The 15,167-nt window shown below is 72.5% G+C and carries 12 protein-coding genes; 8 read left to right on the top strand and 4 right to left on the bottom strand.

Annotation, left to right across the window (positions count from 1 at the left end; translation table 11 throughout):
* Nucleotides 1-16 precede the first annotated feature (16 nt).
* Nucleotides 17-1,417: an O-antigen ligase gene (locus DEJ00_RS00290; protein ID WP_051596920.1), complete on the bottom strand. Its 1,401-nt coding sequence runs from the start codon at nucleotides 1,415-1,417 to the stop codon at nucleotides 17-19.
* Entirely contained in the window at nucleotides 1,414-3,558 is a 2,145-nt protein-coding gene (locus DEJ00_RS00285; protein WP_111056078.1) for an acyltransferase family protein, read from the bottom strand. The genes DEJ00_RS00290 and DEJ00_RS00285 overlap by 4 nt, the downstream gene beginning before the upstream one ends.
* Before the next feature lie 45 nt (nucleotides 3,559-3,603).
* On the opposite strand from DEJ00_RS00285, the gene manA reads away from it, so the two are divergent.
* The 5 genes from manA (at nucleotide 3,604) to DEJ00_RS00260 (ending at nucleotide 10,768) form a co-directional block, all read left to right on the top strand.
* Nucleotides 3,604-4,812, top strand: coding sequence for a mannose-6-phosphate isomerase, class I (gene manA / locus DEJ00_RS00280; RefSeq protein WP_111056077.1), 1,209 nt, complete (start codon nucleotides 3,604-3,606; stop codon nucleotides 4,810-4,812).
* A gap of 56 nt (nucleotides 4,813-4,868) precedes the next feature.
* Nucleotides 4,869-5,831: a UDP-glucose 4-epimerase GalE gene (galE, locus tag DEJ00_RS00275; RefSeq protein WP_071244352.1), complete on the top strand. Its 963-nt coding sequence runs from the start codon at nucleotides 4,869-4,871 to the stop codon at nucleotides 5,829-5,831.
* 188 nt (nucleotides 5,832-6,019) lie between these two features.
* Nucleotides 6,020-6,352 (top strand): WhiB family transcriptional regulator, encoded by a 333-nt coding sequence (locus tag DEJ00_RS00270; protein ID WP_081827389.1) that lies wholly within the window; start codon nucleotides 6,020-6,022, stop codon nucleotides 6,350-6,352.
* Nucleotides 6,353-6,530: 178 nt separating this feature from the next.
* A complete protein-coding gene (locus DEJ00_RS00265; protein ID WP_146247841.1) occupies nucleotides 6,531-9,368 on the top strand; it encodes a glycosyltransferase family 2 protein in 2,838 nt (945 codons plus the stop codon).
* Nucleotides 9,365-10,768: a DUF5719 family protein gene (locus tag DEJ00_RS00260; protein WP_027466497.1), complete on the top strand. Its 1,404-nt coding sequence runs from the start codon at nucleotides 9,365-9,367 to the stop codon at nucleotides 10,766-10,768. The genes DEJ00_RS00265 and DEJ00_RS00260 overlap by 4 nt, the downstream gene beginning before the upstream one ends.
* A gap of 48 nt (nucleotides 10,769-10,816) precedes the next feature.
* Here the strand turns inward: DEJ00_RS00260 and DEJ00_RS00255 are convergent, their stop codons facing one another.
* Complete coding sequence (locus DEJ00_RS00255; protein ID WP_071405768.1) at nucleotides 10,817-11,257, bottom strand: metallopeptidase family protein; 441 nt, start codon at nucleotides 11,255-11,257, stop codon at nucleotides 10,817-10,819.
* A gap of 59 nt (nucleotides 11,258-11,316) precedes the next feature.
* Between DEJ00_RS00255 and DEJ00_RS00250 the strand changes: the two genes are divergently transcribed.
* Nucleotides 11,317-11,532: a DUF3499 family protein gene (locus tag DEJ00_RS00250; protein ID WP_111056075.1), complete on the top strand. Its 216-nt coding sequence runs from the start codon at nucleotides 11,317-11,319 to the stop codon at nucleotides 11,530-11,532.
* A gap of 103 nt (nucleotides 11,533-11,635) precedes the next feature.
* Nucleotides 11,636-13,114, top strand: a complete 1,479-nt coding sequence (gene ahcY / locus DEJ00_RS00245) for an adenosylhomocysteinase (RefSeq protein ID WP_111056267.1) — start codon at nucleotides 11,636-11,638, stop codon at nucleotides 13,112-13,114.
* A 133-nt stretch (nucleotides 13,115-13,247) separates the two neighbouring features.
* Here the strand turns inward: ahcY and DEJ00_RS00240 are convergent, their stop codons facing one another.
* On the bottom strand, nucleotides 13,248-14,117 hold the full coding sequence (locus tag DEJ00_RS00240) for an RDD family protein (protein WP_051596923.1): 870 nt from the start codon (nucleotides 14,115-14,117) through the stop codon (nucleotides 13,248-13,250).
* A gap of 42 nt (nucleotides 14,118-14,159) precedes the next feature.
* Between DEJ00_RS00240 and DEJ00_RS00235 the strand changes: the two genes are divergently transcribed.
* Nucleotides 14,160-15,158, top strand: a complete 999-nt coding sequence (locus DEJ00_RS00235; RefSeq protein ID WP_111056074.1) for a stage II sporulation protein M — start codon at nucleotides 14,160-14,162, stop codon at nucleotides 15,156-15,158.
* Nucleotides 15,159-15,167 lie beyond the last annotated feature (9 nt).

Here is a 15,167-nt window from a genome sequence, read left to right as displayed (position 1 = left end):
GTGTCCGGGGAGGCGCTCAGCGCCCGGTCGGCAGCCGGAACTCGCGTCGTGCGGCGGGTGTGCGTGGGCCGTCGCCCGTGGAGTGGGGTTCCTCGCCGACCAGGACGATGCGCGTCTTGATCGCGATGAGGGCGAACAGCACCCAGTTGCCCTGGTAGAGCAACCGGGACTCGGCGACGGACTGCACGAGCAGTGCGACGACGACGAGCAGCGGGAGCAGGGACACCGGGTCGAACGGCCGGGGGACCTGCGTCGCCCCGTACCCGATGCGGGTCGCCGACGACCACGAGCGGTTCAGGGTGGTCAGGACGTACACGGCGAACAGGACCAGCCCGATCAACCCCGTCTGCATCCACACGTCCAGGTACGCGTCGTGGGCCTGCAGGTAGGTCACACCCTTCCGGTGCGCCAGGTCGGCCAGCGTCGGGATGCTCGGCCACCAGTAGCCGATCCAGCCCCACCCGAGCACCGGGTGCTGATCGACCAGGCCGAGGACGCGGTCCCAGATCTGCCCGCGGCCCGTCGCGTCGGCACCCTTGCCGAGCAGCTCCGAGACGGCTCCGCTCGCCGCTGACGAGACCACGGCGACCACCGCGGCGCCGAGCAGGACGACCAGGTACCTGGGGGTCCGCCGCTCGGTCGGGACGCTCCGGATCCACAGCGCGACGACGAGGACGACCACGACGACGAGCGCCGCGACGAGCACGGTGGACGACCGCGTGAGGGCGAGTACCAGGGCGGCCAGGACCAGCCAGCCGACGGCACGGTTCCGCCGGATGCGCCCCTCGGCGAACTGCACGGCGACGGCGATGGCGACGAGCAGGGCCACCATGGCGAGCAGGTTCGCGTTGCCGGGCAGACCCTGGATGCGTCCGCCGGTCAGGAGCTCGGCCCGCGAGAAGTAGAACGCGTCCGGGATGTCCCGGTCGCCGTAGTCGGTCCAGACCGGCACGATCGGGTGGCGCACGACCACGGCCACGAACGCCTCGAACAGCAGCGAGACCAGCAGCACCCAGCGCATGGCGAGGCTCAGCGCGTCCAGGATCCGGCGCCAGGTGAGGGTGGACGCGACGGCGAAGGCCACCGCGACGCAGATCACCTGCGCGGTGATGCTGGCGAGCGTCGCGAGACGCCAGTGCGACCACGCCACCGACACCAGGCACCAGCCCAGGAAGAACCAGAGCGCCCAGGGCGTCCGGACGATCGGCGGACGCGCCCGTACCAGGATCGAGACACCCCACGCGGCGACGAGCGCCCAGAGGACCGCCCCGCCCACCCACGTGAGCGTGTTGGGGACGGCGTCCCCGGCGAAGAGCACGAACAGCAGGGTTGCCCCGAAGGAGAACGCCTCGCGCTCGGGGACGGTCCCGCGGGACAGCGGCCAGGTGTTCGTCACGACGTCAGGGTACGTGCTCATCGACGACCGTCGCCGCCGAACGTGTCGAGTGCGCCGGCGATCTCGTCGCCGAGGTACGGGGCCAGGGTCACCGCGAAGGTGTTCGTCAGGTGGGTCCGGTCACGGTGCACGAGCACGCCGCCGATGACGGCCGGGCAGATCGTGTCGGTGCAGTAGTAGCGCGACAGGTCGATCAGGCGCGCCTTGTCCGGCATCCGGGCGACCGCCTGCTCGGAGCCGTCGAACAGGGTGAACCCGACCGAACGGCTGGAGTCGCACTCGTCGGTGGTCGGTCCGGACATCTGCCCCACGCAGGCCACGATGTCCGGTCGCGCGCCCGGGTTGTCGCGCAGCGCCACGATCGGGATCCCGACGTCGGCCGCGGCCTGCCACGCCTGCACCAGGCCGCCGACGACGGCGTCCTCCTCGGACTCGCCGGCCGCCGGCTCGACCGGCCCGTTGCCGGTCGAGTGCGTCACGATCACACCGTCGAGGTCCGGGTGGGAGCGGAGGTACGCCATCGCGTTCTGCTTCCAGGCGTTGCAGTCGTCGACCTGCTTCTGCGAGCCAGCGCTCTGCACCGCCGTGGTGAGGTAGCAGCTCTGGTGCCCGGCGACGTCGATGCGCCAGTTGCGCGCCTCGGCGATCTTCTCGTACGTGTCCACGAAGACGTTGTTGTGCGAGTCGCCGATCGCGATGAGGTGCTTCGTGTAGCCGGACTTCGGGCCGAGCGCGCAGACGTTGAACGCACTCGAGTCGTTCGACCAGCACGCCGGCCGGTTCGAGTCGTCCTCCAGGGCGTTCGCGGGAGCGGGTACGCGGACCGCCGCGAGCGCCGGGTTGACGCAGGGATCGGACGACGAGATCAGTGCCGCCGCTCCGAAGCACCGGACGTCACCGGTGCTCAGGCGCTCCTGGAACTCGGCCGCCTGGACCTGCTGCACGTGCAGGGCGGTGAGCGACGCGGCACCGAGCGCCACGACGAGGGCGGTGCTGACGACGCCGTACAGCGCGACCCGCCGCGGGCGGAGCGACCGCACCCGCGCGGAGAACCGCAGGGGTTCCTCGATGCCGAGCGTCGTCACGGCGGCGACCACGACCGAGCCGACCAGGATCGCGAGCCGGTCCTTCGTCGTGAGGTCGTGGCGGAGCACGATCGGCAGCAGGACGACCGCGGGCCAGTGCCAGAGGTAGACCGCGTACGAGATCCGGCCGAGGAACGCGACCGGGGTGGACCGGCCGACGCGCTGCAGGCCGGAGTGCCCGCCGAACAGCACGACGAGCGTGGCCGACACGACGGGCAGAGCCGCGGCGATGCCCGGGAACGGCGTCGACGCGGTGATGGCGAACAACGACACCACCAGCCCGGCTGCGCCGAGCCACGCGCCGACGATGCGCACCGACCGCGCCGGCGTCGTCCGCGGTGCCGTCAGGGGGAGGGTCGCGGCGAGGCCGCCGAGCGCGAACTCCCACGCCCTGGTCGCCGTCGAGAAGTACGCGACACCCGGGGCCGTCTGCGTCTGGATGATGCTCCACGCGAGCGACAGCACGATCACGGTCCCCAGGAGCACCCGGGTGACGGTGACCGGGTCGGCACCCGATCGGCGCATGCGGCGAGCAGCCCACAGTGCGGCGAGCAGGAGGAGCGGGAGCGCGATGTAGAACTGCTCCTCGACCGACAGCGACCAGAAGTGCTGGAACGGCGACGGTCGGTTGCCCTGCGCCAGGTAGTCGACCGAGTCGGCTGCCAGCTGCCAGTTCTGCACGTACACCGTCGACGCGATGAGCTCGCGTCCGTACTGCCCCCAGAGCGCGCTCGGCACCCACAGCAGGACGGCGGAACCGGTCGCGACGATGGTGATGAACGCCCCGGGCAGCAGCCGTTTCGCCCGGCGCGCCCAGAACCCGGCGAGCCCGATCCGGCCGGTGGCGGTGAGCTCGCGGAGCAGGTGTCCGGTGATGAGGAAACCCGAGATGACGAAGAACACGTCGACGCCGACGAACCCGCCGGGCAGACGTGCCGGCCAGAGGTGGTAGAGCACGACCGCCAGGACCGCGAACGCGCGGAGCCCCTGGATGTCCCACCGGGTCGGGTCGGTCGACCGGGGCGAAGAGGTGCGGAGGGATCCTCGGGTCGGCGGTTCCACCGTGCTTGCAGACATCGCGGAGATTCTAGTGTCGCGCGCCGCGCCGGTAGGCTCTGGCCCATGTTCCTCGGCATCACGAACACCCCCCGCGACTACGCCTGGGGCTCGGTCACCGCGATCCCGGAGCTCCTCGGCCGTACCGTCACGGGTGCCCCGCAGGCGGAGCTCTGGCTCGGCGCCCACGCCGGCAGCCCCAGTGTCGTCGTCAACCCGGCCATGGTCGGCGGGGCCGACACGCTCCGTGACTGGATCGCCGACGAGCCGGAGACCGCACTGGGTCCGGACCGCACCGACCTGCCCTTCCTGCTCAAGGTGCTCGCGGCGGCGGCACCGCTCTCGCTGCAGGCGCACCCGACCCCGGAGCAGGCGGAGGAAGGGTTCGCCCGCGAGGAGCGCGAGGGGATCCCGCTCGACGACCCGGCCCGCAACTACAAGGACCCGTTCCCGAAGCCCGAGCTCGTCGTCGCGCTGAGCGAGCGGTTCGAGGCGCTGAGCGGCTTCCGCCCCGTCGAGGAGACCCTGGCCGAGGTGCGCGTACTCGACGCCGGCACCGGACGGCTCGGTCCGCTCGAGGTGCACCTGCTGCACGGGCTCGAGGACACCGTCCGCTGGCTCGAGACCGCCGACGAGTCGGCGCTCGCCGTGGTGCAGGCCGCGAGCGACCTGGCCGTCTCGCTCGACGACGACCTGCTCACCCCGAACACCGCGACCGTCCGCGACCTGGCGGACAGCTGGCCCGGTGACCCCGGCATCGTCGTCTCCCTGCTCATGCACCGGGTGACGCTCGCCGCTGGGCAGGCCATGTACCTGCCCGCCGGCAACATCCACGCCTACCTCGACGGGCTCGGCATCGAGCTGATGGCGCCGTCGGACAACGTGCTGCGCGGCGGGCTCACGCCGAAGCACGTCGACGTACCGGAGCTCCTGCGGGTGCTCGACTTCACCGCGTACCCGGCCCCGGTCCTCGAGCCGGAGCGCATCGCCCCGGGCGTCGACCGGTTCGCGCCGGACGGCGTCGGGTTCGCGCTGCTGCGGGTGGACGGCGACGGTCGCCCCGCGGGACTGAGCACCGGCGGCGTCGCCCCGCTGGCCGGCCCGTCGATCGCCGTCTGCACCGAGGGCGTCGTCACGCTCGTCGGCGCGAAGTCCGCCACCCTGCTCCGCAAGGGCGAGTCGTGCTTCGTCACGCCGGACGAGGGCGACGTGACGGTCGAGGCGGACTCGTCGGACGGCATCACGTCCACCGTGTTCATCGCCACCGGCGCCTAGGGCGCGACACCGGCGCCGCGACCGGGGCGTCGCCGACGTCCGCTAGCGTGGCGAGCATGAGTTGGCTGGTCACCGGCGGTGCCGGGTACATCGGGTCCCACGTCGTCCGAGCACTGCGCTCGGCCGGCATCGACACGGTCGCGTTCGACGACCTCTCGAGCGGCTTCCGCGCGTTCGTCCCGGACGACGTGCCGTTCGTCGAGGGCACGATCCTCGACGGCGAGCTCGTCGCACGCACCCTGCGCGAGCACGAGGTCACGGGCGTGGTCCACGTCGCGGGGTTCAAGTACGCCGGCGTCTCGGTCGAGCGTCCGCTGCACACCTACGAGCAGAACGTCACCGGCATGGCCACCCTGCTGCGTGCGATGGCCGAGACCGGCGTCAGCAAGGCGGTGTTCTCGTCGAGCGCTGCGGTCTACGGCACCCCGGACGTCGAGACCGTGGTCGAGTCCACCCCGAAGAACCCGGAGTCGCCCTACGGCGAGTCGAAGCTCATCGGCGAGTGGCTGCTGCGCGACATGGAGGTCGCCGCGGGCTTCACCACCACGTCGCTGCGGTACTTCAACGTCGTCGGTTCGGGGGAGCCCGACCTGTACGACGCCAGCCCGCACAACCTGTTCCCGCTGGTCTTCGACGCGCTGCTCGCCGGCCGGACCCCGCGGATCAACGGCGACGACTACGCCACCCCGGACGGCACCTGCGTGCGTGACTACGTGCACGTGGCCGACCTGGCGCACTCGCACGCGGTGGCCGCGCAGAAGCTCGAGGCGGGGGAGCCGCTCGAGCGTGCCTACAACCTCGGCAGCGGCGACGGCGTCAGCGTCCGGCAGATCATGGACGCCATGGCGGCGGGCACCGGGATCGCCTTCGACCCCGAGATCGCACCGCGGCGCCCCGGCGACCCGGCCCGCATCGTCGCGACCGGCGAGGCCGCCGCCCGTGACCTCGAGTGGGCGATGCGGCACTCCCTGGACGAGATGGTGTCGAGCGCGTGGGAGGCACGTCGCAGCGCCTCCTGAGCGCCTGAGGACGCGTCAGTTGTCCCCCGGAAGGCCCACCTGTGCGGTGCGACACGCCCAAACGGGGGACATGACACGCTGGAGCGGTCAGTGCCTTCTATGATCCGCGACTTGACTCAGGCGAATGACACCGCTGTAATTACAGGCAACGGCCGCAAGAGTTGGGGTTCGTTGTCGAGGCGGCAGGGGTGATCAGGGTGAACGGTTCCGAGTTCCACGCCGGAGTTCCGGAGGACTGGCACGTCGATCCCGTGGCGCTCGGCGTCCCGGGTGTCCGACGTCCGGAGACCGACGACGAGGAGAACCCGCTCGCCTGGCAGGTCGACTCGCTCTGCGCGCAGACCGACCCCGAGGCGTTCTTCCCCGAGAAGGGCGGCTCCACGCGCGAGGCGAAGAAGATCTGCACCTCGTGCGAGGTCCGGGCGCAGTGCCTCGAGTACGCGCTCGAGAACGACGAACGCTTCGGCATCTGGGGCGGCCTCTCCGAGCGCGAACGCCGCAAGCTGCGGAAGCGGGCGTAGGAGCGTTCACGGCGCGCCAGCGCCGTGCGACTGCGCCCCTGAGGAGCCTGCGACGAAGGCGCCGGAAGGCGACCACCTCCGCCCGTCCCGCACCGTGCAGTGAGCGCGCCCACAGGTTCACGGCGCGCCGCCGTGCGCAGCCGACACCGCGCCTCCAGACCGTAGAGTGACGCCCGTCATGCAGCCCAGAGTCACCGCGATCCTCGTCGCCGCCAACGGGGCGGCCCACCTCGACCGGACCCTGGACGCGCTCGCCGCCCAGACCCGCCACCCCGAGAACCTGGTGGTCGTCGACGTCGGCACGACCGACGGATCGACCGCCGAACTGTCCTTCGGTGGGTCCGCGCAGCTCGTCCGGCTCCCCGCGGGCAGGGCGTTCGGCGACGCCGTCCGACAGGGCGAGCGCAGCGCGCCGCCCGCAGCGACCGACGAGCCGGTCGACGAGTGGCTGTGGATCCTCGGCCACGACAACGCGCCGGCACCGACCGCGCTCGCCGAGCTGCTGTCCGCCGTCGAGATCGCACCGTCCGTCGTCGTCGCCGGTCCGAAGCTCGTCGCCGACGACGACCCCTCGCTCATCCGTGCCTTCGGCGAGAGCATGACCCGTTTCGGCCGGTCGATCGTGCTGGTGCAGGACGAGCTCGACCAGGGCCAGCACGACCGCAACACCGACGTGCTCGCCGTCGCCGCTGGCGGCATGCTGGTGCGCCGCTCGGTCTGGAACGAACTCGGCGGCTTCGACCCGGCGCTGCCGGACGTCGACGCGGCCCTCGACTTCTCGGTGCGGGTCCGTCTCGCCGGACACCGCGTCGCCCTCGTGCCGGAGGCCAAGGTCACCAGCGCCGGACCGATCGAGGAGTTCGGTCGCAAGCGTGTGTCCGAGGCGCGGCGCGTCCGGATGCACCGGCAGGCGCAGCTGCACCGCCGGATGACCTACGCGCCGGCCGCGCTGGTCTGGCTGCACTGGCTCACGCTCGTGCCGTTCGCGATCGGCCGCGCGCTCGGACACCTCGTCGCGAAGCACCCCGCCGCCGTGGTCCCCGAGCTCTCCGCCGCGTTCGCCGTCGCGTTCGGCGGTGGCACCGGGCGCGCGCGCAAGAACCTGGCCCGCACCAAGAAGCTCGGGTGGGCAGCCGTCGAACCGCTCCGCGTGAGCTGGCGGCGGGTGCACGAACACCGCACCACCTTGCGCGACGTCGAACTCGCCCGGGTCGAGGACGCCCCGATCGCCCGGGCGTCGTTCCTGAGCGACGGCGGCATCTGGGTGGTCCTGGCCGCCGCGGTCCTCAGCGTCGTGACGCTCTACCCGCTGCTCGGGTCGCCGGCCCTGACCGGCGGGGGACTCCTGCCGCTCTCCGCGACCCCGGGGCAGCTCTGGCAGAATGTCGGGTACGGCTTCCACTCGCTCGGCACGGGCTTCACCGGCCCGTCCGACCCCTTCGCCGCGGTGCTCGCCGTGCTCGGCTCGATCGTCTTCTGGTCGCCGTCCACCGCGGTCGTGCTCGTCATGCTCGTCGCGTTCCCGCTGTCCGCCCTGGGTGCCTGGTTCGCAGTGCGCAAGGTCACGACCCGCACGTGGGTCCCGGTCATCGGTGCGTCGCTCTACGCGATCGCCCCGTCGCTCGTCGGCGCGGTGACCACCGGGCACCTCGGCGCCGTGATCGCGCACCTGGTCCTGCCGTGGCTGTTCGTCGCCGTGCTCGAGGCGCACCGCTCGTGGGCGTGGGCCTCCGGCGCGTCGCTCCTGTTCGCCGTCGTCGCCGCCTCGGCGCCGTCGCTGTTGCCGGTCCTGCTGATCGGCTGGCTCGTGGCGCTCCTGGTCGGCTGGCGCCGGGCACACCGTCGTGTGTTCATCCCGGTGCCGACCGCGGTGCTGTTCCTGCCGCTGATCCTGGCGCAGGCGGCACGGGGCAACCTGCTCGCCGTGTTCGCCGACCCCGGTGTGCCGTCCGCGACGCGGGCGCCGTCCGCGCTCCAGCTGGCCATCGGGCAGCCCCTGCCGGACTGGAGCGGCTGGCTCCCGGCCACCTCCGGGCTCGGACTGGTCGCCGCGGCCCTGCCGATCGTGATGGCCGTCCTCGCGCTCCCCGTGGCCGTCGCCGCGATCGGGGCGATGCTCGGACACCGCTGGGCGGTCGCCGGATCGGCGCTCGTCATCGCGCTCCTCGGCTTCGCGACGGCCTTCGCCGCCACCCACGTCACCGTCACCGGTGTCGGCTCGACCACCACCATCGTCTGGCCCGGCAGCGGTCTGTCCGTGTACTGGCTCGCCCTCGTGGTCGCGGCCTGCATCGGCATCGACGTGCTGCCCAAGGCCGCCCCGGTCACCGGCCTCGTCGCGACCGTGCTCGCCGGGGTCGCCGTGGCGCCGGCCTTCGCAGCGTTCTACCTCGGCACGGCCACGATCGAGCCGACCACGGGCCGGGTGCTCAGCGCCTACGTGAACGCCGAGGCCCAGGCGAACCCGGACGTCGGCACGCTCGTGGTCGTCCCGCAGGACGACGGATCGCTCGCGGTCACGCTCGAGCGCGGCCAGGGTTCCACTCTCGACGACCAGTCGACGCTCGACGCCACCGCACTCCGGCTGAGCGAGTCCGGCGCACGCCTCACCACGCTCGCCGGCAACCTGGCGAGCCGCAGCGGGTACGACCCGCGGCCGGCGCTCCGCGAGCTCGGCGTGAGCTTCGTGCTCATCGACGACGCCGACGACGACCCCGAGGCGCAGACGGTGCACGACCGGGCCGCGGGCGCCATCGGGCAGAACGCGCTCTTCACGAGCATCGGCGAGACCACCAACGGGCAGCTGTTCCACTACGACGGCGAGGTCGACCGCACCCGCTCCGGCTCCGCCGCGACCCAGGCCACCCACGTGCTGTACCTCGTCGTGCTCGGCGTGGTCTTCGGCGCCGCAGCCCTGCTCGCGGTCCCGACGGCACCGCGCCGCCGCCGTGCCACCTCGAACGTCATCGAGGCCGAGGAACCCGCCACCACCTTCGACGAGGAGCGAGACGAATGAGCCGCACCCCCGCCTCCGTCCGCCGGTGGGTCGTCCGCGGCACCGCCACGGCGGTCGCCGTCGTCGTCGCCGCCGGCGCCGTCACCGCGGCGCACGCCTACGGCACCGACTCCGAGCCCGGTCGTCCGGCCGGGCGCACGGTCACACCGATCCCGGCCGCTGCCGAGCGCGTCTGCGCCGGCAGCGCCCTGCGGCTGTCCGACGACGCCGGCAACGACGCGACCCAGGCGAGCACGGTCGGCACCGCCACCGTCGCCACCGCGACCACGGGCTCGACGGTCGACCGGTCCGAGCTCGACGCCTCGACCACCGGCGGCAGCGACCCCCGGCTGCTGACGGCCCCGGCGGGGGAGACCACGCCGCAGGTCGCGGGCAGCAGCTTCCAGAGCGTCTCGAACGGCGACCTCGTCGGCGCCGGTGCCGCCTCGTGCGACGACCCGAGCCAGTCCACCTGGCTCGTCGGCGGTTCGACGGAGACCGGGCGCACCAGCCTCGTCACGCTGTCGAACCCGACCGACGTGAACGCCACCGTCGACCTGGCGATCTTCGACAGCAACGGCACCGTCAGCGCGCCGGGCACCACCGGGATCGTCGTGGCGCCGAACACGCAGAAGGTCGTCCCGCTCTCGGGCTTCGTCTCCGACGCGGCCTCGACCGTCGTGCACGTCACCTCATCCGGCGGCCAGATCGTGGCACACATGCAGGAGACCGTCGTCCGGACGCTCACGCCGGGCGGCTACGACATCGTCTCCGGCGGCGCCGCGCCCACGCGCTCGCAGGTGATCCCCGCGGTCGCCCTCGCGAACGCCAAGGCGGCCCAGCGCGGCAGCGACACCGCGGACGCCGCACCGGTCGTCCGGCTGTTCGTCCCCGGCGAGCGGTCCGCACGCGTCACCCTCGGCATCACGACGGCGGACGGTGGCGGCACGACCGTCAACGCCACCGCCGAACCCGGCGTCGTCACCGACGTCCCGCTCGACGACTTCCCGGACGGCCGGTACTCGTTCACCATCACCTCGACCGTCCCGATCGTCGCCGGGGCCCGCACGACGACCCCGACCGACGGCGACGGCACCGACCTCGGCTGGTTCGCGTCGGCGGAGCCGCTCGGCGAGCGGGCGATCACCTCGATCGCCCCGGGCGACGGCGCACGGCTGAACCTCGTCAACCCGACCCGATCGGACCGCACCGTGACGATCCGCTCGGGCGACGAGCAGCGTCGGGTCGAGGTGCCGTCGGGAGCGACCGAGACCCTGTCGGTCCAGACCGCGAAGCAGCTCACGATCACCGGTGCCGACGGCGTCGTCGCCGGCGTCAGCTACCTCGGGGACGACGGGATCGCCGGGTTCCCGATCCGTCCGGCCACCGCGGTGTCGACCCCGGTCCGCGTCTACCCCTGACGCCCGGCGGACGCGCGTCGACGGACGTCGTCAGCGGCCCGCCGTGGCTCACCAGTGGCGGTAGCGGTCCGGTGCCAGGTCCCAGGGGTCCTTGCCGATCAGCTCGCCGACGGCGCGGAACACCGCGGTCTCGATGATGATGCGGCGGTCCGAGTCGTCCTTCTCGGGGCTCCGGTTCACCCGTTCGACGGGGATCCGGAAGACGGTCACGCGGCGGGTGTCGCGGTCGATGCGCCAGCGCGGCATCTCGTCCGGCAGCGTCGTGTCGCTCGGCATGTCCGCCACCTGGAACACCACGCCGGACAGTTCCTCGGGCCAGAGACCGAGCAGGTAGTGCGCGCTGTCACCGACGATCCGGTCGAACGCCTCGGCGCGGGTGATGATCGGGGCGAGTTCCGGTCCGGTGACGCTCGAACGCCCGCCACGGCCGTGCCGGGAGCGCCCCCGACCGCGGTCGACCGGGGTGACGAGGCGAGGCTTCCGACGCATCCCCACATCGTACGCGGGGACCGGTGCGCGCCGGACGCTCCGCTAGGCTCCCTGACGAGATGGACGTGCGGATCTGCAGCAAGGTGGCGTGTGCCAACAGCGCTTCGTCGACCCTGACGTACGACTACGGCGACTCCATGGTGGTCGTCGGCCCGCTGTCGAACCGGGTCGAACCGCACGGCTACGACCTCTGCGCCCGCCACGCGGCCACCCTGCGCGTCCCGCGGGGCTGGCAGGTGGTGCGGCGCGAGCCGCTGCCGCGCGACGCCGACTGACGGCTCGCGTCCGCGACGTGCCGCGGTGGTCGGACGGGAGGCCCGTGGGACGTGACCGGGATCGGCTGGTGATCCGCGCCTCCCGGCATGGAAGACTGTGGGCATGCCCACCGAAACCCGCACCGCTGCTGCGTTCCGCGTCGCCGACCTGTCCCTCGCCGAGGCGGGCCGGCACCAGATCCGCCTCGCCGAGAACGAGATGCCGGGCCTGATGTCCCTGCGTGACGAGTTCGCGGCGTCGCAGCCGCTCGCCGGCGCGCGCATCGCGGGGTCCCTGCACATGACGGTGCAGACCGCGGTGCTCATCGAGACGCTCGTCGCCCTCGGCGCGCAGGTGCGCTGGGCCAGCTGCAACATCTTCTCCACCCAGGACGAGGCCGCCGCCGCCGTCGCCGTCGGACCCACCGGCACCCCGGACGCCCCCGCCGGTGTCCCGGTGTTCGCGTGGAAGGGCGAGACGCTCGAGGAGTACTGGTGGTGCACCAGCCGCATCTTCGACTGGAGCGACGAGGCCACCGCGGCCGGCGCCGACTGGACCGGGCCGAACCTGATCCTGGACGACGGCGGCGACGCCACGATGCTCGTGCACACCGGTGCCGACGCCGAGGCGGCCGGCGCCGCTCCGGTCGCCGAGCCGGACGCGAGCACCGAGTGGAAGATCGTGCTCGACACCGTCGCGCGGTCGCTCGAGACGTCGTCGGACCGCTGGACCCGCATCGCGGCCGACATCCAGGGCGTCACCGAGGAGACCACCACGGGCGTGCACCGTCTGTACGAGCTGTTCCGGAACGGCGAGCTGAAGTTCCCGGCGATCAACGTCAACGACTCCGTGACGAAGTCGAAGTTCGACAACAAGTACGGCATCCGGCACTCGCTGCCCGACGGCCTGAACCGTGCCACCGACGTGCTCATCGGCGGCAAGGTCGCCTTCGTCGTCGGCTACGGCGACGTCGGCAAGGGGGCAGCCGAGGCGCTCCGCGGGCAGGGTGCCCGTGTCATCGTCAGCGAGGTCGACCCGATCTGCGCGCTGCAGGCGGCGATGGACGGCTACCAGGTCGCCCGTCTGGCGGACGTCGTCGACACCGTCGACATGGTCATCACGTGCACCGGCAACCTGGGCGTCGTCGGGGTCGACGAGATGCTCGGGCTGAAGCACCTGGCGATCGTGGCGAACGTGGGGCACTTCGACAACGAGATCGACATGGCCGGGCTCGAGGCGCTGCCTGGCGTCTCGAAGGTCGAGATCAAGCCGCAGGTGCACGAGTGGCGGCTGCCGACCGGGCGGTCGATCCTGGTGCTGTCCGAGGGCCGGCTCATGAACCTCGGCAACGCGACCGGGCACCCGTCGTTCGTGATGAGCAACTCGTTCACGAACCAGGTGCTCGCGCAGATCGAGCTGCACACCCGGCGCGAGGAGTACCCGACGGGCGTGTACGTGCTGCCGAAGCACCTGGACGAGAAGGTCGCGCGGCTGCACCTCGACGCCCTCGGGGTGCAGCTGACGTCGCTGCGTCCGGAGCAGGCGGCGTACATCGGTGTCCCCGTCGAGGGTCCCTTCAAGCCGGACCACTACCGCTACTGAGCGCCGCGTTCTTGCGCTTCCGCAAGACACCGGTGTTCGCGCGTTGAACCCCTGCGCGCGGGTGTTCAGCGCGCGAACACCGGTGTTTTGCGAGCAGCGCGCGCCGCAGCGCGCCGCGGCGCGCGGCGCCGCGTCAGCGCGGGAAGCCGGGCGGGGGCGCCGCCGCCGTCGCCCCCGCGGCGGTGAGCAGTTCGGCGCGGGCACCCAGCGCCCGGACGTCCCGTCGGCGCCGCAGCACGACGACCCCGGCCAGGAAGACCTCGGGCGGGACGGGCGGTACGGGGTGCGCGAACGCGGACACCTCGGCCGCCAGGGTCTGCGCCGCGGCCTCGCGCAGTTCGGGGCGCATCAGAGCAGCCCCGCGGAAGAACGCCCCCAGGCGGTTCTCCAACCGCTGCGGCAGCGCCGAGACGTCCGCGACGACGGCCCACGCCGTCAGCTCCGGGGGCAGCAGCACCTCGGGGTCCCGCTGCTTCGGCAGGCGCTCGTGCTGCACGATCGTGCCCGCGAGCAGGTCTCCGAGGCGTCGGGGCCGACTGCCGAACAGCGCGACGAGCAGGGCGACCGAGCCGAACGTCATCCAGAGCTCGAACAGGCCGACGAGCGCCCGCGTGAAGGCGTGCCGGAAGCCGATCGCGCCACCGTCGAGCCGGACCACCCGGGTGCCGGTGGCGAACCGTCCGACGCTCCGTCCCTTCGTCACCGTCTCGACCGCCGCGGGGACCAGCACCAGCACGACGACGAGCAGCACGATGCCGAGCGCTGCGCCCCAGGCCGGGTCGATGCCGCTGGGCCAGAGCCGCGAGACACCGAACAGCGCGAGCACGAACAGGACGAGGACGCACAGGCCGTCCAGCAGCGCGGCCGCGAGCCGCAGCACGAGTCCGGCGGGTTGGACGTCGAGCGCGACGCCCTCGCCCACCACCAGCTCGTCGGCGGTCTCGTCGAGGTCGCGCGAGAAGCGGGCGTCGGCGAGGTCACGCGGCGTGCGGGGCTTCGGCATGGGATCATTCTGTCGGAGATCGCGCGACCTGAGGGGGAACACGTGGACCTGGATGCCTACACCGAGGTGCACCGTGACCGGTGGCAGGAGCTCGACCGTCTGGCACGTGCCCGGCACCGGTCCGGTGCGGACGTCGACCGGCTCGTCGCCGGCTACCAGGAGGCCGCGACCGACCTCGCCCGCATCCGGGGCGCCGCACCGCGCACCGTGGCCGGCGACCGGCTCTCGCTGACGCTGTTCCGCGCCCGCCTGCGGTTCACGGGGACCCCCGTCGACCCGCTGACCGCCGTCGCCCTGTTCTTCACGCGGCAGCTGCCTGCGGCGCTCTACCGGATCCGCTGGGTGACCATCTGGGTCGCGCTCGCGACGGTGGCGATCGCGGCGATCGTCGCCGTCTGGATCACCACCACCCCCGGTGCGACGGCGACGTTCGGCAGCGACGAGGCCCTGCGCCGGTACGCAACGCAGGACTTCGTCGACTACTACTCCGACCGTGGCCTCGGGGCCTTCACCGCGCAGGTCTGGACGAACAACGCCTACATCGCCGCGACGATGGTGGCGTTCGGCATCACCGGTGTCTTCGTGCCGTTCTCGATCATGCAGAACGCCGTCAGCCTCGGGGTCTCCGCGGCGATCATGCACTCCCAGGGGCGCCTGGCCGACTTCTTCCTCTACATCTCCCCGCACGGGCAGCTCGAGCTCTACTCGGTGTTCCTCGCCGGCGGCGCGGGGCTGATGATCTTCTGGTCGTGGGTGGCGCCGGGGTCCGGACGCACCCGCGCCCAGGCCCTCGCCGAGGACGGCCGTGCGCTCATCACCATCGCGATCGGCCTGACCCTGACCCTGCTGCTGTCCGGCATCGTCGAGGGCGTGGTGACGCGGCAGGACTGGCCGTGGCCGATCAAGATCGGCATCGGCACCCTCGCCCTGGTCGCGGTGCTCGCCTACCAGTGGGTGCTCGGCGGCCGCGCGTACCGAGCGGGGGAGCGCGGCGACCTCGAGGAGTTCGAGCGCGGCTCCACCGCCCTGGTGGCCGGCTAGCGCCCGTCC

The sequence above is a fragment of the Curtobacterium sp. MCLR17_039 genome (assembly GCF_003234745.1).
Classification (GTDB): Bacteria; Actinomycetota; Actinomycetes; order Actinomycetales; family Microbacteriaceae; genus Curtobacterium; species Curtobacterium flaccumfaciens.
This window is presented reverse-complemented; position numbering and strand designations above follow the sequence as displayed.